At 66.8% G+C, this 18657-nt stretch carries 16 protein-coding genes and 2 pseudogenes; 13 read left to right on the top strand and 5 right to left on the bottom strand.

Going from position 1 to position 18657, the window contains the following annotated elements; translation table 11 throughout:
• The first annotated feature begins 81 nt into the window (after nt 1-81).
• From pyk to GBRO_RS14590, 4 genes are all read left to right on the top strand, one after another.
• Entirely contained in the window at nt 82-1515 is a 1434-nt protein-coding gene (pyk, locus tag GBRO_RS14605; protein ID WP_012834664.1) for a pyruvate kinase, read from the top strand.
• Nucleotides 1516-1559: 44 nt separating this feature from the next.
• The gene (locus GBRO_RS14600; protein ID WP_012834663.1) at nt 1560-2438 is read left to right on the top strand and encodes an acyl-CoA thioesterase; all 879 of its coding nucleotides are present in this window, start codon (nt 1560-1562) and stop codon (nt 2436-2438) included.
• A gap of 48 nt (nt 2439-2486) precedes the next feature.
• Nucleotides 2487-3002, top strand: a complete 516-nt coding sequence (locus GBRO_RS14595; RefSeq protein WP_012834662.1) for a hypothetical protein — start codon at nt 2487-2489, stop codon at nt 3000-3002.
• Between the two features lie 161 nt (nt 3003-3163).
• Entirely contained in the window at nt 3164-4996 is a 1833-nt protein-coding gene (locus GBRO_RS14590; RefSeq protein ID WP_012834661.1) for an AMP-dependent synthetase/ligase, read from the top strand.
• Here the strand turns inward: GBRO_RS14590 and GBRO_RS14585 are convergent.
• Complete coding sequence (locus GBRO_RS14585) at nt 4954-5712, bottom strand: DUF998 domain-containing protein (protein WP_012834660.1); 759 nt, start codon at nt 5710-5712, stop codon at nt 4954-4956. The two genes, GBRO_RS14590 and GBRO_RS14585, sit on opposite strands and share 43 nt — an antisense overlap.
• Before the next feature lie 203 nt (nt 5713-5915).
• Here GBRO_RS14585 and GBRO_RS14580 point away from each other — a divergent pair, with 203 nt between their 5' ends.
• The gene (locus tag GBRO_RS14580) at nt 5916-6380 is read left to right on the top strand and encodes a DUF6325 family protein (RefSeq protein WP_012834659.1); all 465 of its coding nucleotides are present in this window, start codon (nt 5916-5918) and stop codon (nt 6378-6380) included.
• Between the two features lie 60 nt (nt 6381-6440).
• A complete protein-coding gene (locus GBRO_RS14575; protein ID WP_012834658.1) occupies nt 6441-6806 on the top strand; it encodes an SHOCT domain-containing protein in 366 nt (121 codons plus the stop codon).
• A gap of 22 nt (nt 6807-6828) precedes the next feature.
• Here GBRO_RS14575 and eutC read toward each other — a convergent pair whose 3' ends face one another.
• From eutC to eat, 3 genes are read right to left on the bottom strand one after another with little or no spacing between them, the layout of a single operon-like run.
• Nucleotides 6829-7599, bottom strand: a complete 771-nt coding sequence (eutC, locus tag GBRO_RS14570) for an ethanolamine ammonia-lyase subunit EutC (RefSeq protein WP_012834657.1) — start codon at nt 7597-7599, stop codon at nt 6829-6831.
• Nucleotides 7596-9005, bottom strand: a complete 1410-nt coding sequence (locus GBRO_RS14565; RefSeq protein WP_012834656.1) for an ethanolamine ammonia-lyase subunit EutB — start codon at nt 9003-9005, stop codon at nt 7596-7598. The genes eutC and GBRO_RS14565 overlap by 4 nt, the downstream gene beginning before the upstream one ends.
• Nucleotides 9002-10441, bottom strand: coding sequence for an ethanolamine permease (gene eat, locus GBRO_RS14560; RefSeq protein ID WP_012834655.1), 1440 nt, complete (start codon nt 10439-10441; stop codon nt 9002-9004). Before eat ends, GBRO_RS14565 begins: the two co-directional genes overlap by 4 nt.
• Nucleotides 10442-10637: 196 nt before the next feature.
• Between eat and GBRO_RS14555 the strand changes: the two genes are divergently transcribed.
• From GBRO_RS14555 to GBRO_RS14530, 6 genes and pseudogenes are all read left to right on the top strand, one after another.
• On the top strand, nt 10638-11432 hold the full coding sequence (locus tag GBRO_RS14555; RefSeq protein WP_012834654.1) for an enoyl-CoA hydratase-related protein: 795 nt from the start codon (nt 10638-10640) through the stop codon (nt 11430-11432).
• 38 nt (nt 11433-11470) lie between these two features.
• Nucleotides 11471-12220: an SDR family NAD(P)-dependent oxidoreductase gene (locus GBRO_RS14550; RefSeq protein WP_012834653.1), complete on the top strand. Its 750-nt coding sequence runs from the start codon at nt 11471-11473 to the stop codon at nt 12218-12220.
• Between the two features lie 37 nt (nt 12221-12257).
• Nucleotides 12258-13940 (top strand): class I adenylate-forming enzyme family protein, encoded by a 1683-nt coding sequence (locus GBRO_RS14545; RefSeq protein ID WP_012834652.1) that lies wholly within the window; start codon nt 12258-12260, stop codon nt 13938-13940.
• Nucleotides 13937-15153, top strand: a pseudogene (locus tag GBRO_RS14540) (acyl-CoA dehydrogenase family protein). Before GBRO_RS14545 ends, GBRO_RS14540 begins: the two are co-directional and overlap by 4 nt.
• A 99-nt stretch (nt 15154-15252) precedes the next feature.
• Nucleotides 15253-16324 (top strand): annotated as a pseudogene (locus GBRO_RS14535) (acyl-CoA dehydrogenase family protein).
• A 99-nt stretch (nt 16325-16423) separates the two neighbouring features.
• Nucleotides 16424-17098, top strand: a complete 675-nt coding sequence (locus GBRO_RS14530) for a TetR/AcrR family transcriptional regulator (protein WP_012834650.1) — start codon at nt 16424-16426, stop codon at nt 17096-17098.
• Here the strand turns inward: GBRO_RS14530 and GBRO_RS14525 are convergent.
• Nucleotides 17080-17694, bottom strand: coding sequence for a TetR/AcrR family transcriptional regulator (locus GBRO_RS14525; protein ID WP_012834649.1), 615 nt, complete (start codon nt 17692-17694; stop codon nt 17080-17082). The genes GBRO_RS14530 and GBRO_RS14525 overlap by 19 nt on opposite strands.
• A 71-nt stretch (nt 17695-17765) precedes the next feature.
• Here GBRO_RS14525 and GBRO_RS14520 point away from each other — a divergent pair, with 71 nt between their 5' ends.
• On the top strand, nt 17766-18629 hold the full coding sequence (locus GBRO_RS14520) for an alpha/beta fold hydrolase (protein ID WP_012834648.1): 864 nt from the start codon (nt 17766-17768) through the stop codon (nt 18627-18629).
• Nucleotides 18630-18657: the final 28 nt, after the last annotated feature.

The following is an 18657-nucleotide window of genomic DNA, read 5'->3' as shown; positions in this document are numbered from 1 at the left end:
CAGCACAAACAACAGGTGCACGGTGGGTGACCACTACCCACGACGGTGCAGTCGTACCGCCGACGGGACTAAGGTGATCATGTGACACGGCGAACCAAGATTGTCTGCACCCTGGGCCCGGCCACCGCAACCGACGAGCGCATCAAAGAGCTGGTTGAGTGCGGCATGGACGTCGCCCGGATGAACTTCAGCCACGGTAAACACGAGGACCACGCCGAGGTGTACACCCGCGTGCGCAAGGCCTCCGACGCCACCGAGAAGGCGGTCGGAATCCTCGCCGACCTGCAGGGACCCAAGATCCGGCTCGGCAAGTTCGCCGACGACGGCGCGCTCAACGGTGAGGTGCGCTGGGACACCGGCGAGAAGGTCCGGATCACCGTCGACGCCGTCGTGGGCACCCACGACCGTGTCTCGACCACCTACCAGCACCTGGCGCGCGACGCGAGTGCAGGTGACCGCCTGCTCGTCGACGACGGCAAGGTCGGTCTGGTCGTGGACCAGGTCGACGGCAACGACGTCCTGTGCACGGTCACCGAGGGCGGCCCGGTGAGCAACAACAAGGGCCTCTCCCTGCCCGGGATGAACGTCTCGGTGCCCGCGCTGTCCGAGAAGGACATCGCCGACCTCGAGTTCGCGCTGAAGCTGGGCGTGGACATGATCGCGCTGTCGTTCGTGCGCAGCCCGTCCGACATCGAACTCGTGCACGAGGTGATGGACCGCGTCGGCCGTCGCATCCCGGTGATCGCGAAACTGGAGAAGCCCGAGGCCATCGACAACCTCGAGGCCATCGTGCTCGCCTTCGACGCGATCATGGTCGCGCGTGGCGACCTGGGGGTGGAGTTGCCGCTCGAGCAGGTGCCGCTGGTGCAGAAGCGTGCGATCCAGATGGCGCGGGAGAACGCCAAGCCGGTCATCGTGGCGACGCAGATGCTCGACTCGATGATCGAGAACTCCCGGCCCACCCGCGCCGAGGCATCCGACGTGGCCAACGCCGTCCTCGACGGCGCCGACGCGGTGATGCTGTCCGGCGAGACCTCGGTGGGCAAGTTCCCGATGGAGGCCGTGCGCACCATGGACAAGATCGCTCGCGCGGTCGAGACCGGTCCGCGTGACGTACCGCCGCTGTCCCACGTGCCGCGCACCAAGCGGGGCGTCATCTCCTATGCCGCACGCGACATCGGTGAACGCCTCGAGGTCAAGGCACTGGTGGCCTTCACCCAGTCCGGTGACACGGTCCGACGCCTCGCCCGTCTGCACTCACGGTTGCCGCTGCTCGCCTTCACCCCGACGCAGGCGGTGCGCAGTCAGTTGGCGCTGAGCTGGGGAACCGAGACCTTCATCGTCGACAACGTGGACACGACCGATCACATGATCGATCAGGTCGATCACCAACTCTTGCGGATCGGACGTCTCAAGCAGGGTGATGTGGTGGTCATCGTGGCCGGTGCTCCGCCGGGAACGGTGGGTTCCACCAACATGATCCACGTGCACCGCATCGGCGAACAGGACCACTGACCCGCCGGGTACCTCGTCGAATCACGGGCATAGGGTGAACACTCATGACCGCCGACGAATCCGACGACCTCGGTAAGCTGCTCGCACTTCTCGACGTGGAGCGGCGTGACGACAATCTGTTCATCGGCGCCCATCCCGAGCAGAAGACCGCTCGGACCTTCGGCGGGCAGTTGCTCGGCCAGGGCGTGGTGGCCGCGGCCCGGACCCTGACCCGGGGCAATCCGCCCATCCACGCCCTGCATGCCCACTTCATCCGGGGTGGCGACGTGGAGCAGCCGATGGAGTACCACGTCGCGCGGTTCCGTGACGGGAAGTCCTTCGCGAACCGGCAGGTGACGGCCGTCCAAAAGGGCGAGGAGATCTTCACGATGCTCGTTGCCTTTCAGGACAACACGGCCGGGCTCGAGCATGCCGTCGAGATCCCCAACGTCCCGTACCCGGAGGAATTGCCCACTCTGGGTGAGCATTTCAAGGGTTTCGAGGATCGGATCGCGACATTCGTCAACGCGCTGCACCCCATCGACATCCGTTTCGCCAACGACCCGACCTGGAAGGTGCGCGAGGCGGGGGAGAAGCTCAAGGACAACCGGGTCTGGATGAAGGCCGACGGTGCCATGCCCGACGACCCGATCATGCACGTCGCGGCAATGTGTTACGCCTCCGACACCACCGTCCTCGACTCGATCATCACCACGCACGGACTGTCGTGGGGTATCGATCGGCTCTTCGCCGCGACGGTGAACCACTCGATGTGGTTCCATCGCGAGTTCCGCTTCGACGACTGGTTGCTGTACGCCACGCGTTCGCCGGTGGCGACGGGATCGCGCGGTATGGGGTCGGGCCGTTTCTGGATGCGTGACGGCACGCTGGCGACCTCGGTGATCCAGGAAGCGCTCATCAAGTACTTCCCGCCCAAGAAGTAGCGACCGGGCGCTCACACCGGCGGGTGCCGTTGGGGCACACTGGACGCCATGGCATCCGGTCCTTTCGAACAGCATTCCCCGTCGGGATGGCAACAGCCGGCCGCCGGTACCGCCGTCGGCGAGTACTGGCTCGATTCGGGCCCGGCACTCCCGCTGCGGACATGGCAGCGCAAGACCCGATTCTGGGTGATCCTCATCAGCTCGATCGGCGGTGCCATCCTGGTGGCGATCGCGATCGGTGCGCTGGTTCTGGGGCTGGTGTTCTCGCACTTCTTCACCGCGAGCGGCGGCGTGGCCGTCGACTGTGCGAGCGGGACCGCGGCCGCGCCGGGCGGCGTAGTCGCGGAACGAACGCCGGTGATCATCTTCGACGACCGGGGCGAACGGGTGGGCTCGACGACGCTCGGCGCGATGATCCGCGCCGACGATGGGTGCCGCCTTCCGTTCGAGGTTCGCAATCTGCGGTCCGGGAACGGCCCGTACACGCTTCGGGTGGGTGATGTGTTCGCTCAGACGGTCTCCGAGGGAGCGTTGAGCGCAGGTGTGACGCTGCGACCCATCTGACCCAGGCGCGAGCACCCTCGCCTGCGACCCATCTGACCCAGGCGCGAGCACCCTCGCCTGCGGCTTTTACCATTCGATTACCTTTTTGGACAAGCCGGTCCGCCGGTGCGCACGGCTCGGTACGGTGATGTGAACCACACCCCCGGCGAGACGAGGACCTCATGGCCGACCTGGACCCGATCACCTTCCCGCACACGACCGGAGTCGCGGTCTCGACACTGCCGGAGGCCTTCGCGCAGACGGTGACGGTGCGTCCCGACGCGGTGGCGCTGCGAACCGTCGGCGGGATACAGGAGATCACCTGGGCGCAGTACGCGGGCCGGGTGCGCGCGCTGGCCGCCGGTCTGGCCGCGCTCGGGGTGGGCCACGGGGACACTGTCGGCATCATGCTGACCAACCGGCCGGAGTTCCATCTGATCGACACCGCAGCGCTGCATCTCGGCGCGGTGCCGTTCTCGGTCTACAACACGAGTTCGCCCGAGCAGATCGAGTATCTGTTCGGGAATGCGGGCAACACCGTCGTCGTCACCGAGCAGGTGTTCCTCCCGGTGATCCGCGCGGCGTCGACCAAGGTGACGTCGACCATCGTGGTGGATGGCGTTGCGTCCGAAGCGATCTCACTCGACGACCTGGAACGTGACCCGGCGGCCGATTTCGATTTCGACGCGGCCTGGCAGGCCGTGCGGCCCGACGATCTGGCGACCATCATCTACACCTCGGGCACCACCGGACCCCCGAAGGGCGTCGAGATCACCCACCGCAACATGATCGCGGAACTCGCGATCCTGGCCGAGGAGGTCGAGGTCGGGTTCGACGACCGGGTGATCTCTTATCTCCCGGCCGCACACATCGCCGACCGCGTGTCCTCGCACGGGGCGAATCTGGTGCGCGGCATCCAGGTCACCACCGTCGCCGACCCGCGGGAGATCGCCGCCGCGCTACCGGATGTCCGCCCGACCTTCTTCTTCGGCGTGCCGCGGGTCTGGCAGAAGATCCGCGCCGGTATCGAGGCCAAGATGTCCGGAGAGTCGAGCCCGGTCAAGAAGAAGCTGGCGGGGTGGGCGTTGGGGGTGGGCGCGGCGATGGCGCAGGCGCACGTGGACGGCCGTGACCCCGGCCCGGCCCTTCGGGCTCAGCATGCGCTGGCCGACAAGCTGGTACTGCAAAAGGTAAGGGCGGCCATCGGCATGGATCAGATCACCTTCGCCGGAAGCGGCGCGGCGGCCATCCCACCCGAGGTGCTCGTCTTCTTCCTGGGGCTGGGTATCCCGGTCCTCGAGGTGTGGGGGATGTCGGAGACGACGGGGGTGTCGACCATGACCACCGCCGACAACCTCAAGGTCGGTACCGTAGGCCGCCCGGTGCACGGCGTCCAGGCCAAGCTGGCCGCCGACGGCGAGTTGCTCATCCGCGGGCCGGTCGTCATGCGGGGATACCGCAACCAGCCCGACAAGACGGCCGAGACCATCGATGCCGACGGGTGGCTGGCGACCGGTGACATCGCCGAGATCGACGACGAAGGCAATGTGCGGATCGTCGATCGCAAGAAGGAACTCATCATCAACGAGTCCGGTAAGAACATGTCGCCCACCAACATCGAGAATGCGATGAAGGCGGCATGGTCACTGATCGGTCAGGTCGTGGCGATCGGCGACGGCCGGCCATACGTCTCCGCGCTGGTGGTTCTCGATCCGGACGCCGCGGCGGCGCGCGCCAAGATGCTCAGCATCCCCGAGGCCGACATCGCCGAACTGGCCGGACACCCGGAGGTCGTCGCGGAGGTGACCGAGGCCATCCGGACCGGCAACGGGAAGCTGTCCCGGGTCGAGCAGGTCAAGCGCTTCACGATCATCCCGGACGCCTGGGACCCCGGCGGGGACGAGCTGACGCCCACGATGAAGCTGCGACGCAAGCCGATCAGCGCCAAGTATGCCGAGCACATCGGCGCGCTCTATGACGACGGTCCGGCGGCCGGCGTCATCGATCTGGGCTGACCTGCTCGGTATCGACCGGTGCTGCCCGGCCCGGCCGGGACCCGCCGGCAGGCGACGGTGACCCCCCAGAGCACCAGCCAGACGGTCATCCCTCCCACCTGGATGCGCTGGGCGAGTCCGAGCCGGTAGTTGCCCGACAGATTGTCGGCGATCAGCATCCACGCGGTGGACAGCACGATGATCGCGAACACGACGGTCCCCGCGGTGCGTAACAGCGGCCAGGCGGGAGTGCGCCAGGCGACGAGGGTGGCGGCGATCATCGCGCCGAAGATCGAGAACACGGCGAGCGTGCTGGTGAGTGCGTGAATGTGATGCAGCTGCGGCAGGAGGCCACTGGGCTCGGCCCGGCAACCGGGATCGATTCCGGCGAGGCATTCGATCGGCAGCAGTGCGTCGGCCATCGTCGACGCGCCGAAGGCGGCGAGTAGGACGACTGCGGCCACCGCGAGCCGGCCGCGGACCAGAGGCCGTGGGATGAGGGCCACCGCTCCGGCGATCAGCGCGCAGACGCTCGTGGTCACGTCACCGGCCACATACACCTCGCGGTGGGGGCAGTGCTGGGCGTCCAGCTCGCTGAGGAAGCTGCGGAACGGATCGAGCGGGCTGGGCCAGAGGAACTCCAGGACCCACGACGAGTAGCAGATGCCCGCAGCAGCGATCAGGACGCCGACGACGATCGCGCGGATCGACCATCGCGTCGGGGCGATTTCAGGCACCCGGTCAGGATAGTGGCACGCGTGCGTCGGGCCCGCGGCACCTGTTGTTCATGTCGGCGATCGGCGTCGGCATCGCCCGGCGGGGGTGAATTCATCGGGACGGGCTGCACAGAACGTATCTGCGGGATGTCGCCACGCCTACGATCGAGATGTTCCGATGCGCGCTACCGGCACTCCGGCCGGCAGCCGCGATGAGGCCGCCCGTGGAGGGATACGACGCGACAGAGAATCTGGACGTGACGGACAATGCGACCGAGCGCGATCTCGGTCCCATCGACTACATCGTGGTCGAGTGGACCGAGGGCCAACCGACCGGCGAATCGATTCCGCACATCATCGACCTGATCGACCGCGGAATTGTCCGCCTGATCGACATCGTCTTCGTGGCGAAGTCTGCCGACGGAGTCGTCACGCAGTTCGAGCTCGAGGAGTTGGGTGCAGAGTTCTCCGTGTTCGACGGTGCCGCAACAGATCTCATCGACGACGACGATGTGGCCGAGGCCGCTGTCGCGATCGCGCCCGGTGCGTCGGCCGCCATCATCGTGTGGGAGAACCTGTGGGCCGCGCCATTCGCGACCGCCCTGCGCAACAACGGCGGACAGGTGGTCGCATCGGGTCGCGTCCCGGTCGACGCGCTGCTCGAGAGCCTCGAAGCCGGTGAATCGTGAACCCGCTCGAGCGCTGATGTCCCGAACACCATCATCACTCGCACCATACGAGGAGAAGTCATGCCAGGTCTGATTCGCGGGGTCGCCCGCACCGCAGCCATCGCCGGTACCGCCACCGCGGTCAGCAACCGGGTCTCGCGCCGCCAGGCGAACCGGTGGGCGCAGCAGGAACAGGAGCGCTACACCCAGCAACAGCCCCATTACAGCCAACCCCAGTACACCCAACCCCAGTACAGCCAACCCCAGTACGCGGAACCGGCGCCCGCCCAACCCGCGCCCGCCCAACCGGCGCCCGCCCAACCGGCCCCGGCCGCACCCGGATCGAGCACCATCGATCAGCTCAAGGAACTCGCGGCGCTCTATCAGCAGGGGATCCTCACCGACGACGAGTTCGCGGCGCAGAAGGCCAAGATCCTGGCCTCCTGATCCCGCGATCCGTCGGTCACCGTCAGCCTTCGATCACTGTCGTCTCCGCGGCGTCGATCGCGGCTCGCGAGGTGTCTTTCAGTTCCACCCCCGACCGGCCGAGATCGCGTGCCCCGGCGACCAGGCGGGCGGTGATGTCGGCGGCCGCGGCGTATCCGAGTCCGTCCGGCGGGTGGATGTTGGAGATGCAGTTGCGGTCGGCGTCGGTGCGCCCCGGCCGCGGTCGGTGCGTCAGGTAGATGCCCAAGCTGTCGGCGACCGACAGGCCGGGCCGTTCGCCGATGACGACGATCAGCGTCGTCACCCCGAGTGCCTCACCGATGTGATCACCGAGCGCCACCCGAGCCTGGGTCGCGACCACCGGTGGCGCGATCCGGTAGCGCGGCCCGAGGGTGTCGACGAGCGCGGCGAGCATGCCGCGGCCGTGATCGACCAGCGCTCGCGGCGACAACCCATCGGCGAGCACGATGCCGATGTCGGCGTCGGTCCGGGGCAGTTCGGACAGATCCGCGGGCGCACGGCCGAGGTCGGGGCGTCGCAGGTACTCCCCGCGTGAGTCCGCCCGGCTGCGTACGTGCCGTGGTGACTCGATGCCGAGATCCTCGAGGTGGGCGATGAATGCCGGCACGTCCAACGGGTCGTGCACGGCGTCTCGGGCCGCGGCGTGTGCGGCCTGGAACTCCAGAACCCGTTGCGTGGGAAGTGAATTGCCTGCACGGCCCAGACCGATCCGAGCTTGAGTGGTACGCCGGAGGTCGGCCCAGACGTCGGCGGAGCGCGTCGGCTCGCTCATCTGCCCGCCGCCAGTGAGAACAGCGGTGAGGACGTCGGGTCGACCGGCAGGATGCGGCCGTGGTCATCGGCCATTCCGAGCCGGGTGAGCCATGCCTCGAATTCGGGCGCGGGCCGCAGGTCGAGGGCGTGGCGTACGTAGAGGGCGTCGTGGAAGGACAGACTCTGGTAGCCCAGCATGATGTCGTCGGCCCCGGGCACGGCGATCACGAACGCGGCGCCGGCCACGCCGAGCAGGGTGAGCAGGGTGTCCATGTCGTCCTGGTCGGCCTCAGCGTGGTTGGTGTAGCAGACGTCCACACCCATCGGCAGCCCGAGGAGTTTGCCGCAGAAGTGGTCCTCGAGTCCCGCCCGGATGATCTGTTTGCCGTCATAGAGATACTCGGGTCCGATGAACCCGACGACGGTGTTGATGAGCAGTGGCTCGAGGACCCGGGCCAGGCCGTAGGCGCGGGTTTCCAGAGTCTGCTGGTCGACGGGCCGGCCTCCGGTACCAAGATGGGCGCCGGCCGACAGCGCCGATCCCTGTCCGGTCTCCAGATACATCACGTTGTCGCCGACCGTACCGCGGCGCAGAGAGCGCCCGGCTTCGTCGGCTTCGCGCAGCATGGCCACCGTGACGCCGAAACTCCGGTTGGCGCTTTCGGTTCCGGCGATCGATTGGAACAGGAGATCCACCGGCACGCCCTGTTCGATGAGTCCGACCGTCGTCGTCACATGGGACAGCACGCACGACTGCATGGGGATCTCGAAGCGCTGCCGGATGTCGTCGAGCAGATGCAGCAGGTCTGCGGTGGCGTGTGGTGAGTCCGTTGCCGGGTTGATCCCGATCACCGCGTCGCCGCAGCCCATCAGCAGACCGTCCAGGGTGGCCGCGGCGATGCCGCGCGGATCGTCGGTGGGGTGATTGGGTTGCAGGCGGGTGGCGATGCGGCCCTCGAGTCCGATGGTGGTGCGGAAGGCCGAGGTGACCGACGCCGACCCGGCGACCAGGATCAGATCCTGATTGCGCATGATCTTGGATGTGGCGGCCACCATCTCGGGAGTGAGCCCGGGTGCGATCGCGGCGATCCGGGCCGCGCTGTCACCCCGAGTGGAGTTCTCCAGCAACCAGTCCCGGAAGCCGCCGACGGTCAGGTGGGCGATCTCGGCGAACGCGGCGCGGTCGTGGGTGTCGATGATGAGCCGCGTGATCTCGTCCGACTCGTAGGGCACCACGAGGTCCTCGAGAAACACCGACAACCCGACATCGGCCAATTGCCATGCGGCTGCGGCGCGTTCGGCATCCGAGTCCGCGGCGCAGCCGGCCAACTCGTCACCTGAACGCCGGGGCGTGGCCTTGGCCATCAGGTCGACAAGACCGTCGAAGGTGTAGGTGGTGCCGGACACCGACTGGGTGAATCTCACCGGACATCCTCCTCGGCCGCGGCCAGCGCCGCGAACTCCTCGTCGGGCGAGTTCGCCACCAGGCGGTGTCGGCTGTACACCGCGAAGTACAGCATGAACAACGCGAAGACGCCGAGGCACCAGCACGCGGCCACCACGTCCACGAGGAAGGTCGCGATGACCGCGATCGCCGCGATGGTGAGAGCGAAACCGGTGGTCACGATGCCGCCGGGCGTGCGATACGGTCGTCGCATGCCGGGCTCGCGTACGCGTAACACGATGTGGCTCACCATCATCAGCACGTAGCTCAGCGCCGCGCCGAAGACCGCCATGTTCAGCAGCAGTTCGCCCTTGCCGGTGAGCGACAGCACGAAGCCGATGACGCCGGGCACGATGAGCGCGAGCATCGGTGCCTTACGCCGGTTGGTGACCGACAGCGTGGTCGGCAGATAACCGGCGCGTGACAGTGCGAACAACTGTCGGGAGTAGGCGTAGATGATCGAGAAGAAACTCGCGATCAGTCCGGCCAGTCCGATGTAGTTGACGATCTTGGCGGCCGAACCGTCGCCGAGCGCTTCCACGAGCGGGTTGCCCGACTCCGACATCTCCGACGCCCCGCCGGCGGCGGTGGTCAGGATGAGAACGGCCGCACACGTGACCAGCAGGACACTCATCGCCGCGATGATGCCCCGTGGCACATTGCGTTCGGGGTTGGACGTTTCCTCGGCGGCCAGCGGGACACCCTCGACGGCCAGGAAGAACCAGATGGCAAAGGGGATGGCCGACCAGATGCCGAGATATCCGAAGGGCAGGAACTCCGACGCACCGGCCGCGTCGGTGGGCGCGATATTCGTCAGATTGGCGGCGTCGAAGTGGCCGATGGCCGTCACCGCGAAGACGATGAGTCCGATCAGCGCGATGGCGGTGATCGCGAACATGACCTTGAGCGCTTCGCCGACGCCGGCGAGATGAATGCCGATGAAAACGGCGTAGGCGGCGAGGTACACCCACCATCCGTCGGTGATGCCGAAGATGTTCAGTGACTCCACGTAGGCGCCGATGAACGTCGCAATGGCGGCAGGCGCGATCGAGTACTCGATGAGAATCGCTGTGCCGGTGGCGAATCCGCCCCACGGGCCGAGTGCCCGGCGAGCGAAGGTGTAGCCGCCGCCCGCCGCGGGGAGGGCCGAGGACAGTTCGGCCATCCCCAGGACGAGCGCGAAGTACATCGCCGCGATGATCACGGCGGCGATCGCCAGACCACCGAAACCGCCCTCGCCGAGACCAAAGTTCCATCCGGAGTAGTCACCCGACACGACATAGCTGACGCCGAGCCCGGCCAGCAGCAGCCATCCCGCACTTCCGCTCTGCAGCTTCCGCTTCTCCAGGTAGGCGGTGGTCTCATCGTGACTGTCCACGCCACCGACGTGATGCTCGTGCTGTTCGTTGACGGCCATGGGCCCTCCGTCGCTCGATAGCGGTCCCGGCCTGCACGTGAGTCTAGTGCCGTCCCTGGTGAAGATGCGACCGATGACCTGCATCGACCACTCGAGATCGACCCCGGCCCTTGGCGCGAACACGCGGTGAATGTACGTTCATTCACATACGAGCGAGTATTCACAACCGCTGATGGATTACCGAGGAGTGAGCAGGATGGATTACCAGGACATCGACTACACGGTCGAGGGACGGACCGCGATCATCACGATGAACCGGCCGCAGCGGTACAACGCGTTCCGCGCGAAGACCGTGGAGGAAATGATCAACGCCTTCCGCCGCGCCTGGGCCGACCGCAGCGTGCAGGCGGTCATCCTTACCGGTGCTGGGGAGAAGGCCTTCTGTACCGGTGGCGATGTCAAACAGCGCGCCGAGACCGGCGACTACGGACCGAGCGAGAGCGGCATGTTCGAGATCGGCAACCTGCACAAGACGATTCGCGACATCCCCAAGCCGGTCATCGCCGCGGTGAACGGCCTCGCTATCGGCGGCGGCCACGTGCTGCACGTCCTGTGCGATCTCACCATCGCCGCCGACACCGCCCGCTTCGGTCAGTCCGGACCCAAGGTCGGCTCCTTCGACGCCGGCTTCGGCTCGGCCTTCCTGGCGCGCGTCGTGGGCGAGAAGCGCGCCCGCGAGATCTGGTATCTCTGCCGGCAATACGACGCCGAGACTGCCGAGCGCTGGGGCCTGGTCAACTGGGTCGTCCCGGCCGCCGACCTGCTCGACGAGGCCAAGAAGGTGGCCACCGAGATCGCCGAGAAGTCGCCGACCGCCATCCGCATGCTCAAACAGAGCTTCAACGCCGACACCGATCATCAGGCCGGTCTCTCGAACATGGCCATGACCGCCCTGGACCTCTTCACTCACCACACCGATGAGGGCGCCGAGGGCGCCGCGGCCTTCGCCGAGAAGCGCATGCCCGAGTTCAACAAGTTCGCCGCCATCTGAGCGCCGATCACGCGCCCGCAACAAGCAGAGGAAAGCACATGAGTACCAACAGCATTGCCGTCGTCACCGGTGCCGGGTCGGGCATCGGCAAGTCCATCGCCGAGTCCTTCGCGGCACAGGGCACCACCGTGATCGCCGCCGACCTCGACCTCGACGCCGCCAAGCGTACCGCGGAGGCGGCTCCGGCGATCGTCCCGATGAGCGTGGACGTGGCCGATCGCGCCACGGTCGACGCGCTGCGTGACGCCGTGACCGCGGACGTGGGTGTGCCCGACATCCTCGTCAACGCCGCCGGATGGGATCGCACCGACCAATTCCTCAACGCCACTACGGAATTCGCCGAGAAGGTCGTCGCGATCAACTACCTCGGACCGGTGCACATGGCCAGCGCGTTCCTGCCCGGAATGGTCGAGGCATCCACGTCCGACGACTGGCAGGGCGGCCGGGTCATCAACCTGGCCTCGGATGCCGGACGAGTGGGCAGTGCGGGCGAGACCATCTACGCCGGTGCCAAGGGCGGTGTCATCGCCCTGTCGAAGTCGCTGGCACGCGAGATGGCGCGGTACCGAATCACCGTGAACGCCGTGTGCCCCGGGCCCACCGACACCCCGCTCTTCCAGGCGCAGCCGGACAAGCTGAAAGAGGCTCTCGTCAAGGCGATCCCGTTCCGTCGGCTGGCCCGTCCCGACGAGGTCGCCGCACCGGTGCTCTTCTTCGCCTCGCCCACGGCGTCGTTCATCACCGGCCAGGTGATCAGCGTCAGCGGCGGACTCACCATGGCCGGCTGAACCCCCATCACCCGACCTCGGATCACGGAGATCACCCATGAGTGACACACCTGCATACGTCTACGACGCGCACCAGTACCGGAGCTTCTTCGAGCACGAATTCACGTATCTGAACGGGTTCCGCCGCAACGTGGCCCGGTACGCCGCGAAGGTGGCGATGATCGACCCGGTGACCGGCACCGAGTGGACCTACGCGCAGTTGGGCGCCGTGGTCGAATCCCTCGCCGCCGGGTTGCACGCCCACGGCGTCACCACCGGCGACGTGGTGGCCTACCAACTGTTCAACGGCCCCGAGTTCGCGCAGCTCTATCTCGCCGCGCAGGCCGCCGGCGCGGTGGGATCGCCGGTGAACTTCCGGCTCGCCGCGGGGGAGACCGCGGTCATCCTCGACGTCAGCCGCCCTCGGGTGTACGTCTACGACACCGACCTCACCGCCATGGTTGCCGAGGCGATCGCCCGTGCCGACCACACGCCGGCGCTGCTCGTCGGCGTCGGCGGCGGTGACCTGGTCGACGGTTCGGTGTCGATCCGCTGGACGGATCTCCCCGGCGCCGGTGATGTGCCTGCGCCCGATCGCGGCATCTTCGACGAGACCACTCGCCTCTACACGTCCGGGACCACCGGGATGCCCAAGGCGGTCCCCATGAACAGTGCCATCGAGATCTTCTCCGCACACGACGTGATCATGCATTTCCCGCTGGCACCCGAGGACCGCACGCTGAATATGACGCCGTGGTTCCACCGTGGCGGGTTGTATTGCGCGGGACCCAATCCCACGTTCTATCTGGGGTCGTCGCTGGTGCCGATGCGTACCTTCGATCCCGCGCTCACCCTGGACTGGGTCCAGCGCTACCGGCTCACCTTCCTCATCGGGGCGCCGACCAATCTCGCGATGCTCGCCGCCGTCCAGGAAGCCGACCCGCGCGACCTGTCCAGCCTGAAGGGCATCGTCACCATGGGTGCGCCGCTGGAACGTGAAGCGGCGCTGCGCTATCAGGAGGTCCTCACCCCGCGGATCTTCAACGGGTACGGCAGCACCGAGGGATTCTGGAACACCTTCCTGCGGCCGTCGGATCTCCCGGAGATGGCCGGTAGTGCGGGACGCGCATGCATCGACGACGACGTCCGGGTGGTGCGGGTCCGCGACGACGGTGAACTGGCCGACCCGGACGACGTCGTCGCCCGGGACGGCTCCGAGGTGGGCGAGGTGATTATCCGGTCACCCAAATGTGCTGCGGCATACTACGACTCACCTCAGCAGGAGAAGGCCAAGTACAAGGGGAGCTGGCTGCACATCGGTGATCTGGCCACCTGGGACGGCAACGAGTTCGTCACCATCGTCGGGCGTAAGGACGACATGCTGATCTCCGGCGGGGAGAATGTCCACCCGGTCCAGGTCGAGGAGGCGCTCAACGGTCATCCGGACGTGGCGGATTCACTCGTCGTCGGTGTTCCCGACGACCGGTGGGGACAACTCGTCGTCGCCTACGTCGTGCCCGCCGAGGGCGCCACGCCGACCGCCTCGGCCCTCGACGCGTACTGCCGGTCGCACCCGATGCTGTCGCAGTTCAAGCGACCACGGGCCTACCGGATCGTCGATCAGCTGCCGGTGTCGGCCACCGGAAAGAAGCTGCACTACAAGGCCACCGAGTCGGCAGCCAGAGAAGTGGCCGCCGGAGACTTCACACCCGCCACGACCCCGTCAGGAGCAGCGCGATGACCGCGACGATCGCCCACAACACCGCACCGAGGTTCGACGCCCTCGACCCGCTGAACATCGACCTCGGCTACTCCGACGACGAACTCGCCGTTCGTGATTCGGTCCGCGGATTCCTTGCCGAGCACATCACCCCGCACATCGGCGAATGGTTCGAGGACGGCGGCATCCCCGGAGCACGGGACCTGATGAGGCAGTTCGGAGACCTCGGTGTGCTGGGTATGCATCTCGAGGGTTACGGCTGCGGCGGGTCGTCGGCCGTGCACTACGGCCTGGCCTGCCTGGAACTGGAGGCGGCGGACTCGGGTATCCGGTCGATGGTCTCGGTGCAGGGTTCGCTCGCGATGTTCTCGATCTACAACAACGGCTCGCACGAGCAGAAGCAACAGTGGCTGCCTGGCATGGCCGCCGGCGAGATCGTCGGCTGCTTCGGTCTCACCGAACCCGACGCGGGTAGCGATCCCGCAGCGATGAAGACCCGGGCTCGCCGCGACGGTGACGACTGGATTCTCGACGGTCGCAAGATGTGGATCACCAACTCGCCGATCTCGGATGTGGCCGTCGTCTGGGCGAAGACCGAGGACGGTGTCCGCGGCTTCATCGTTCCCACCGACACCCCCGGCGTCAGTACTCCGGAAATCAAACACAAACTGTCCCTTCGGGCTTCGACGACGGGTGAGATCGTGCTCGACGGTGTGCGGTTGCCGGCCGATGCGATGATGCCCGGCAGCGACGACCTCACCAAGGGCACTGGGATCAAAGCCCCGCTGTCCAGTCTGTCGGAGGCTCGCTACGGAATCCTCTGGGGCGCAGTCGGTGCCGCACGCTCGGCATGGGACGCCGCCCGACGGTACTCGATGCAGCGCACCCAGTTCGGCCGTCCGCTCGCTGGATTCCAGCTGACCAGGCCAAACTCGCCGACATGGCGGTGGAGCTGCAGAAGGCCAATCTGCTCGCATATCACCTCGGCCGCTTGAAGGACAGTGTCGGTCTGCGTCCCGACCAGGTCAGCTTCGGCAAGCTGAACAACACCCGAGAGGCCATCGAGATCTGCCGGACTGCCCGAACCATTTTGGGCGGCAACGGAATCTCGCTGGAGTACCCGGTGATCCGGCACATGGTGAACCTGGAGTCGGTGCTCACCTACGAGGGGACGCCGGAAATGCATCAACTCGTCCTCGGGCAGGCCCTCACGGGTGAGAACGCCTTCCGCTGAACCGCCCGGGCCACAAGGAGCACACACATGAGTTCACTTACCCACGACATCGAGCACAAACACTTTCGCGAGAGCGTCGCCAAGTTCGTCGCCGATCAGATCACACCCAACCACGAGAACTGGGAAGAACAGGGCCTCTGGGACCGGAGTCTGTTCACCGAGGCCGGCAAGAACGGGCTGCTCGGATTTCCGGTGCCCGAGGAGTTCGGCGGACCCGGTGTCGACGACTTCCGGTACAACGCCATCGTCATCGAGGAGACCGCCCGGACGGGAGCGGCGGCCGAGGCCATCGCATTTTCGCTGCAGAACGACGTGGTCCTGCCGTATCTGGTCGAGATGACCGATGACGAGCAGAAGGCGCGCTGGTTGCCCGGCGTGGTCGCCGGCGAGACCGTTCTGGCAATCGCCATGACCGAGCCGGGCGCGGGTAGCGACCTCACCGGAATCCGGACCACCGCGGTCCGCGACGGCGACCACTACCTGGTCAACGGCTCCAAGACGTTCATCTCGAACGGCCGCAACGGCGACCTGTTCGTCGTCGCCGCCCGCACGAGCCCGGAGAAGCACAAGGGACTGACGCTCCTGGTCGTCGAGGCCGACACCCCGGGGTTTGCGCGGGGCCGCAACCTCGACAAGATCGGATTGCACGCCCAGGACACCAGCGAATTGGCCTTCACCGACATGCGGGTCCCGGTGGCCAACCGACTCGGCGACGAGGGGCAGGGCTTCTACCAACTCGTGGGAAACCTTCCGCAGGAACGGCTGTCGCTGGCGATCGGCGCGGTTGCCGCGGCCGAGGGCACGTTCGCTCGGACCATGGAGTATGTACGTGAGCGGACCGCGTTCGGCTCGCCGATCTCGTCGTTTCAGAACACCCAGTTCGTGCTGGCCGAACTCGCCACCGAGCTCGACATCGCGGACGTTTCTCGACGACTGCATCGCCGAGCATGTCGACGGCAGGCTGACCGCAGCACGTGCCGCGCGCCTGAAGTGGTGGGCGACCGAACTGCAGGTCCGTACTGCGGACCGTTGTCTACAACTGCATGGCGGCTACGGCTATATGCGGGAGTACCCGGTGTCGCGCGCCTTCATCGACGCGCGCATCCAGACGATCTACGGCGGCACCACCGAGATCATGAAGACGATCGTCGCCAAGGATCTGGGCATCTGACACACGGTCCCGCTCATCGCACGACGGCTGGGTACAGTGAGTGAACGTCGATTCACGCCGCCGCACGGTCGCGTCATCGGCGGCACGGGAGGAGACGAAATGGCCAAGGCAACCGCGTCACGTTCGGCGGCCGACGTCGCCGTCGAAGATGCGGTGCGTGCGGTCCGGGTGTCGTCACGTCGTCGTCAGCTGCTCGATGCCGCCGTTGCGGTCATGGGGCGCACCGGTTTTCATCGGATGTCCATGCAGGCGCTCGCCGAGGAGGCGCAGGTCAGCGTCGGGCTGTTCTACAAGTATTTCGGCAGCAAGGAGGACATCCTGCTGGCCGCGATCGTCGATATCCTCGAGACATTCCGCGATCAACTGCAACCGGCGATGGATCGGGTCGGTGACGATCCGGTCCAACAGCTCATCGCCGGGTTCCGGCAGTACGTGACCATCGTCGACGCGAACCGCGACGCGGTTGTGCTCACCTACCGGGAGAGCCGGACCCTGGACCAGCAGGGCCGTGAGCGCATCAAGGAGCTCGAGGTGGAGACCTCCGCGCCGATGCGGACCGCGGTTACCGAAGGCATCGCGGCAGGCCTGATGAACCGCGTCGACACCGACCTGGTGGTCTTCGACCTGATGATGCTGGCCCACGGATGGGCGCTCAAACACTGGCACTTCGCGCCGGAGTTCGATCTCGAGCACTACACCGCCGCGCAACTCCGTTTCGTGCTGCCGACCCTCGTCGTCGCCGACCGTGTCGATGATTATCTGACGGGCCTCTGATCGGTCGACGCACGAGTCCGGTCGACTTGCATGGTCCTTGCGTAGGCCGCCATCGCCCGCCCGGCCGCGTGCAGCGGTTCGGCCGATCGTCGGGTACGTGCGAGGACGAAGGCGCCCTCGAGAGCGGCGATGCTCGCTTCGACCAGCGAACGTGCATCGTCCTCGCCGAGGCCGCGGGAGACGAGGAGAGTGGTGCCCGCCTCGACCCATCCGGTCATGACCTCGGCCGCGACCGCCCGCAGGTGCGGCTCGGTGTCGGCGATCTCGCCGGCCACCGTGCTCACCGGGCACATGTTCATCCAGTCGGTTTCGACGATGGTGCCCGCAGCCGTGTCAAAGGCCGCCGTGAGGGCTTGTGCCACATCGTCGTACGCGCTCAGCAAGGTGATGACGAGTTCGCCGTAGGCTGCGCCCGATCGTCGCAGCGCCTCCGCCGCGACGTCGCGTTTGCCGTTCGTGAAGTGGTGGTAGATCGATCCGATCGGCGCATTCGCCGCTTCGGAGATCTGTTTCATCCCCGTCGCGCCGTAGCCCTGCTTACGCATCAATTCGGCCATGGCCATCACGATCCGGTCATCGGTGTTCACCCTGGCCATTCTAGAACAACTATTCTAGAATGGTGGTTCTAGGGTCCGACCGGCGGATTCGACAAGGGGATGAGGGACTGATGGGCAGAGTGGACGTCACCGCGGGCACGATCGAGTATCTGGAAGAAGGCGCCGGTCCGCCGGTGGTCCTACTGCACGGTCTGCTCATCGACGAATCGGTGTGGGACGCGGTGATACCGCTGTTGCCCCAAGGATTTCGCTACATCCGCCCGCTCCTGCCGCTCGGCGGGCATCGCATTCCCATGCGGTCCGACGCGGACCTGTCGATGACCGGGCAGGTCAACCTGCTGGCCGACTTCCTCGAGGCGCTCGATCTGACCGATGTGACTCTCGTGCACTCGGATTGGGGCGGGGGCCTGTTCCTCACCGCCCTCGGGCGGGATGATCGGGTGAGTCGCCAGATCATTCTGCCGTGCGAGGCCTATGAGAACTTTCCGCCCGGTTTGCCCGGCCGGCTGCTGACCGTCGCCATCCGGATTCCGGGCGGCATCGCGCTGGCGGCGCGGCAGCTCCGGATCGGCTGGTTGCGGCGCCTGCCGTTCCTCTACGGGCAGATGGTGTCGCGACCGATGTCCGACGAGATGATGCGACGCTGGACCGAACCGTATCTGCGCGACAAGAGGATTCGGCGCGACGTCCTCGCGTACGCGGGTGCGGGGTACGACCGCGCCCAGCTGGTCCGGTGGACCGAGGCACTGGCCGGCTTCGCGGGGGAGGTCCTCGTGCTCTGGTCACCCGACAACAAGGTGATGCCACCCGAACACGGCCGACGCCTCGCCGAGCTGATCCCACACGCGCAGTACCGCGAGGTGCCGGGCGCGGCGGTGCTGTCGATGCTGGATCGACCCGAGGTCGTCGCCGACGAGATGGGCCGCTTCCTCACCGGTGTCCCCGCCACCGGCTTGCCCACCGACCGCGGCTGAACCGAGGGGGTTGCTCTCCGACGAGCGC

It is taken from the genome of Gordonia bronchialis DSM 43247 (assembly GCF_000024785.1).
In the GTDB taxonomy this organism is placed as follows: domain Bacteria; phylum Actinomycetota; class Actinomycetes; order Mycobacteriales; family Mycobacteriaceae; genus Gordonia; species Gordonia bronchialis.
Note: the sequence above shows the minus strand (reverse complement) of the source record. Positions and strands in the feature narration are given on the sequence as shown.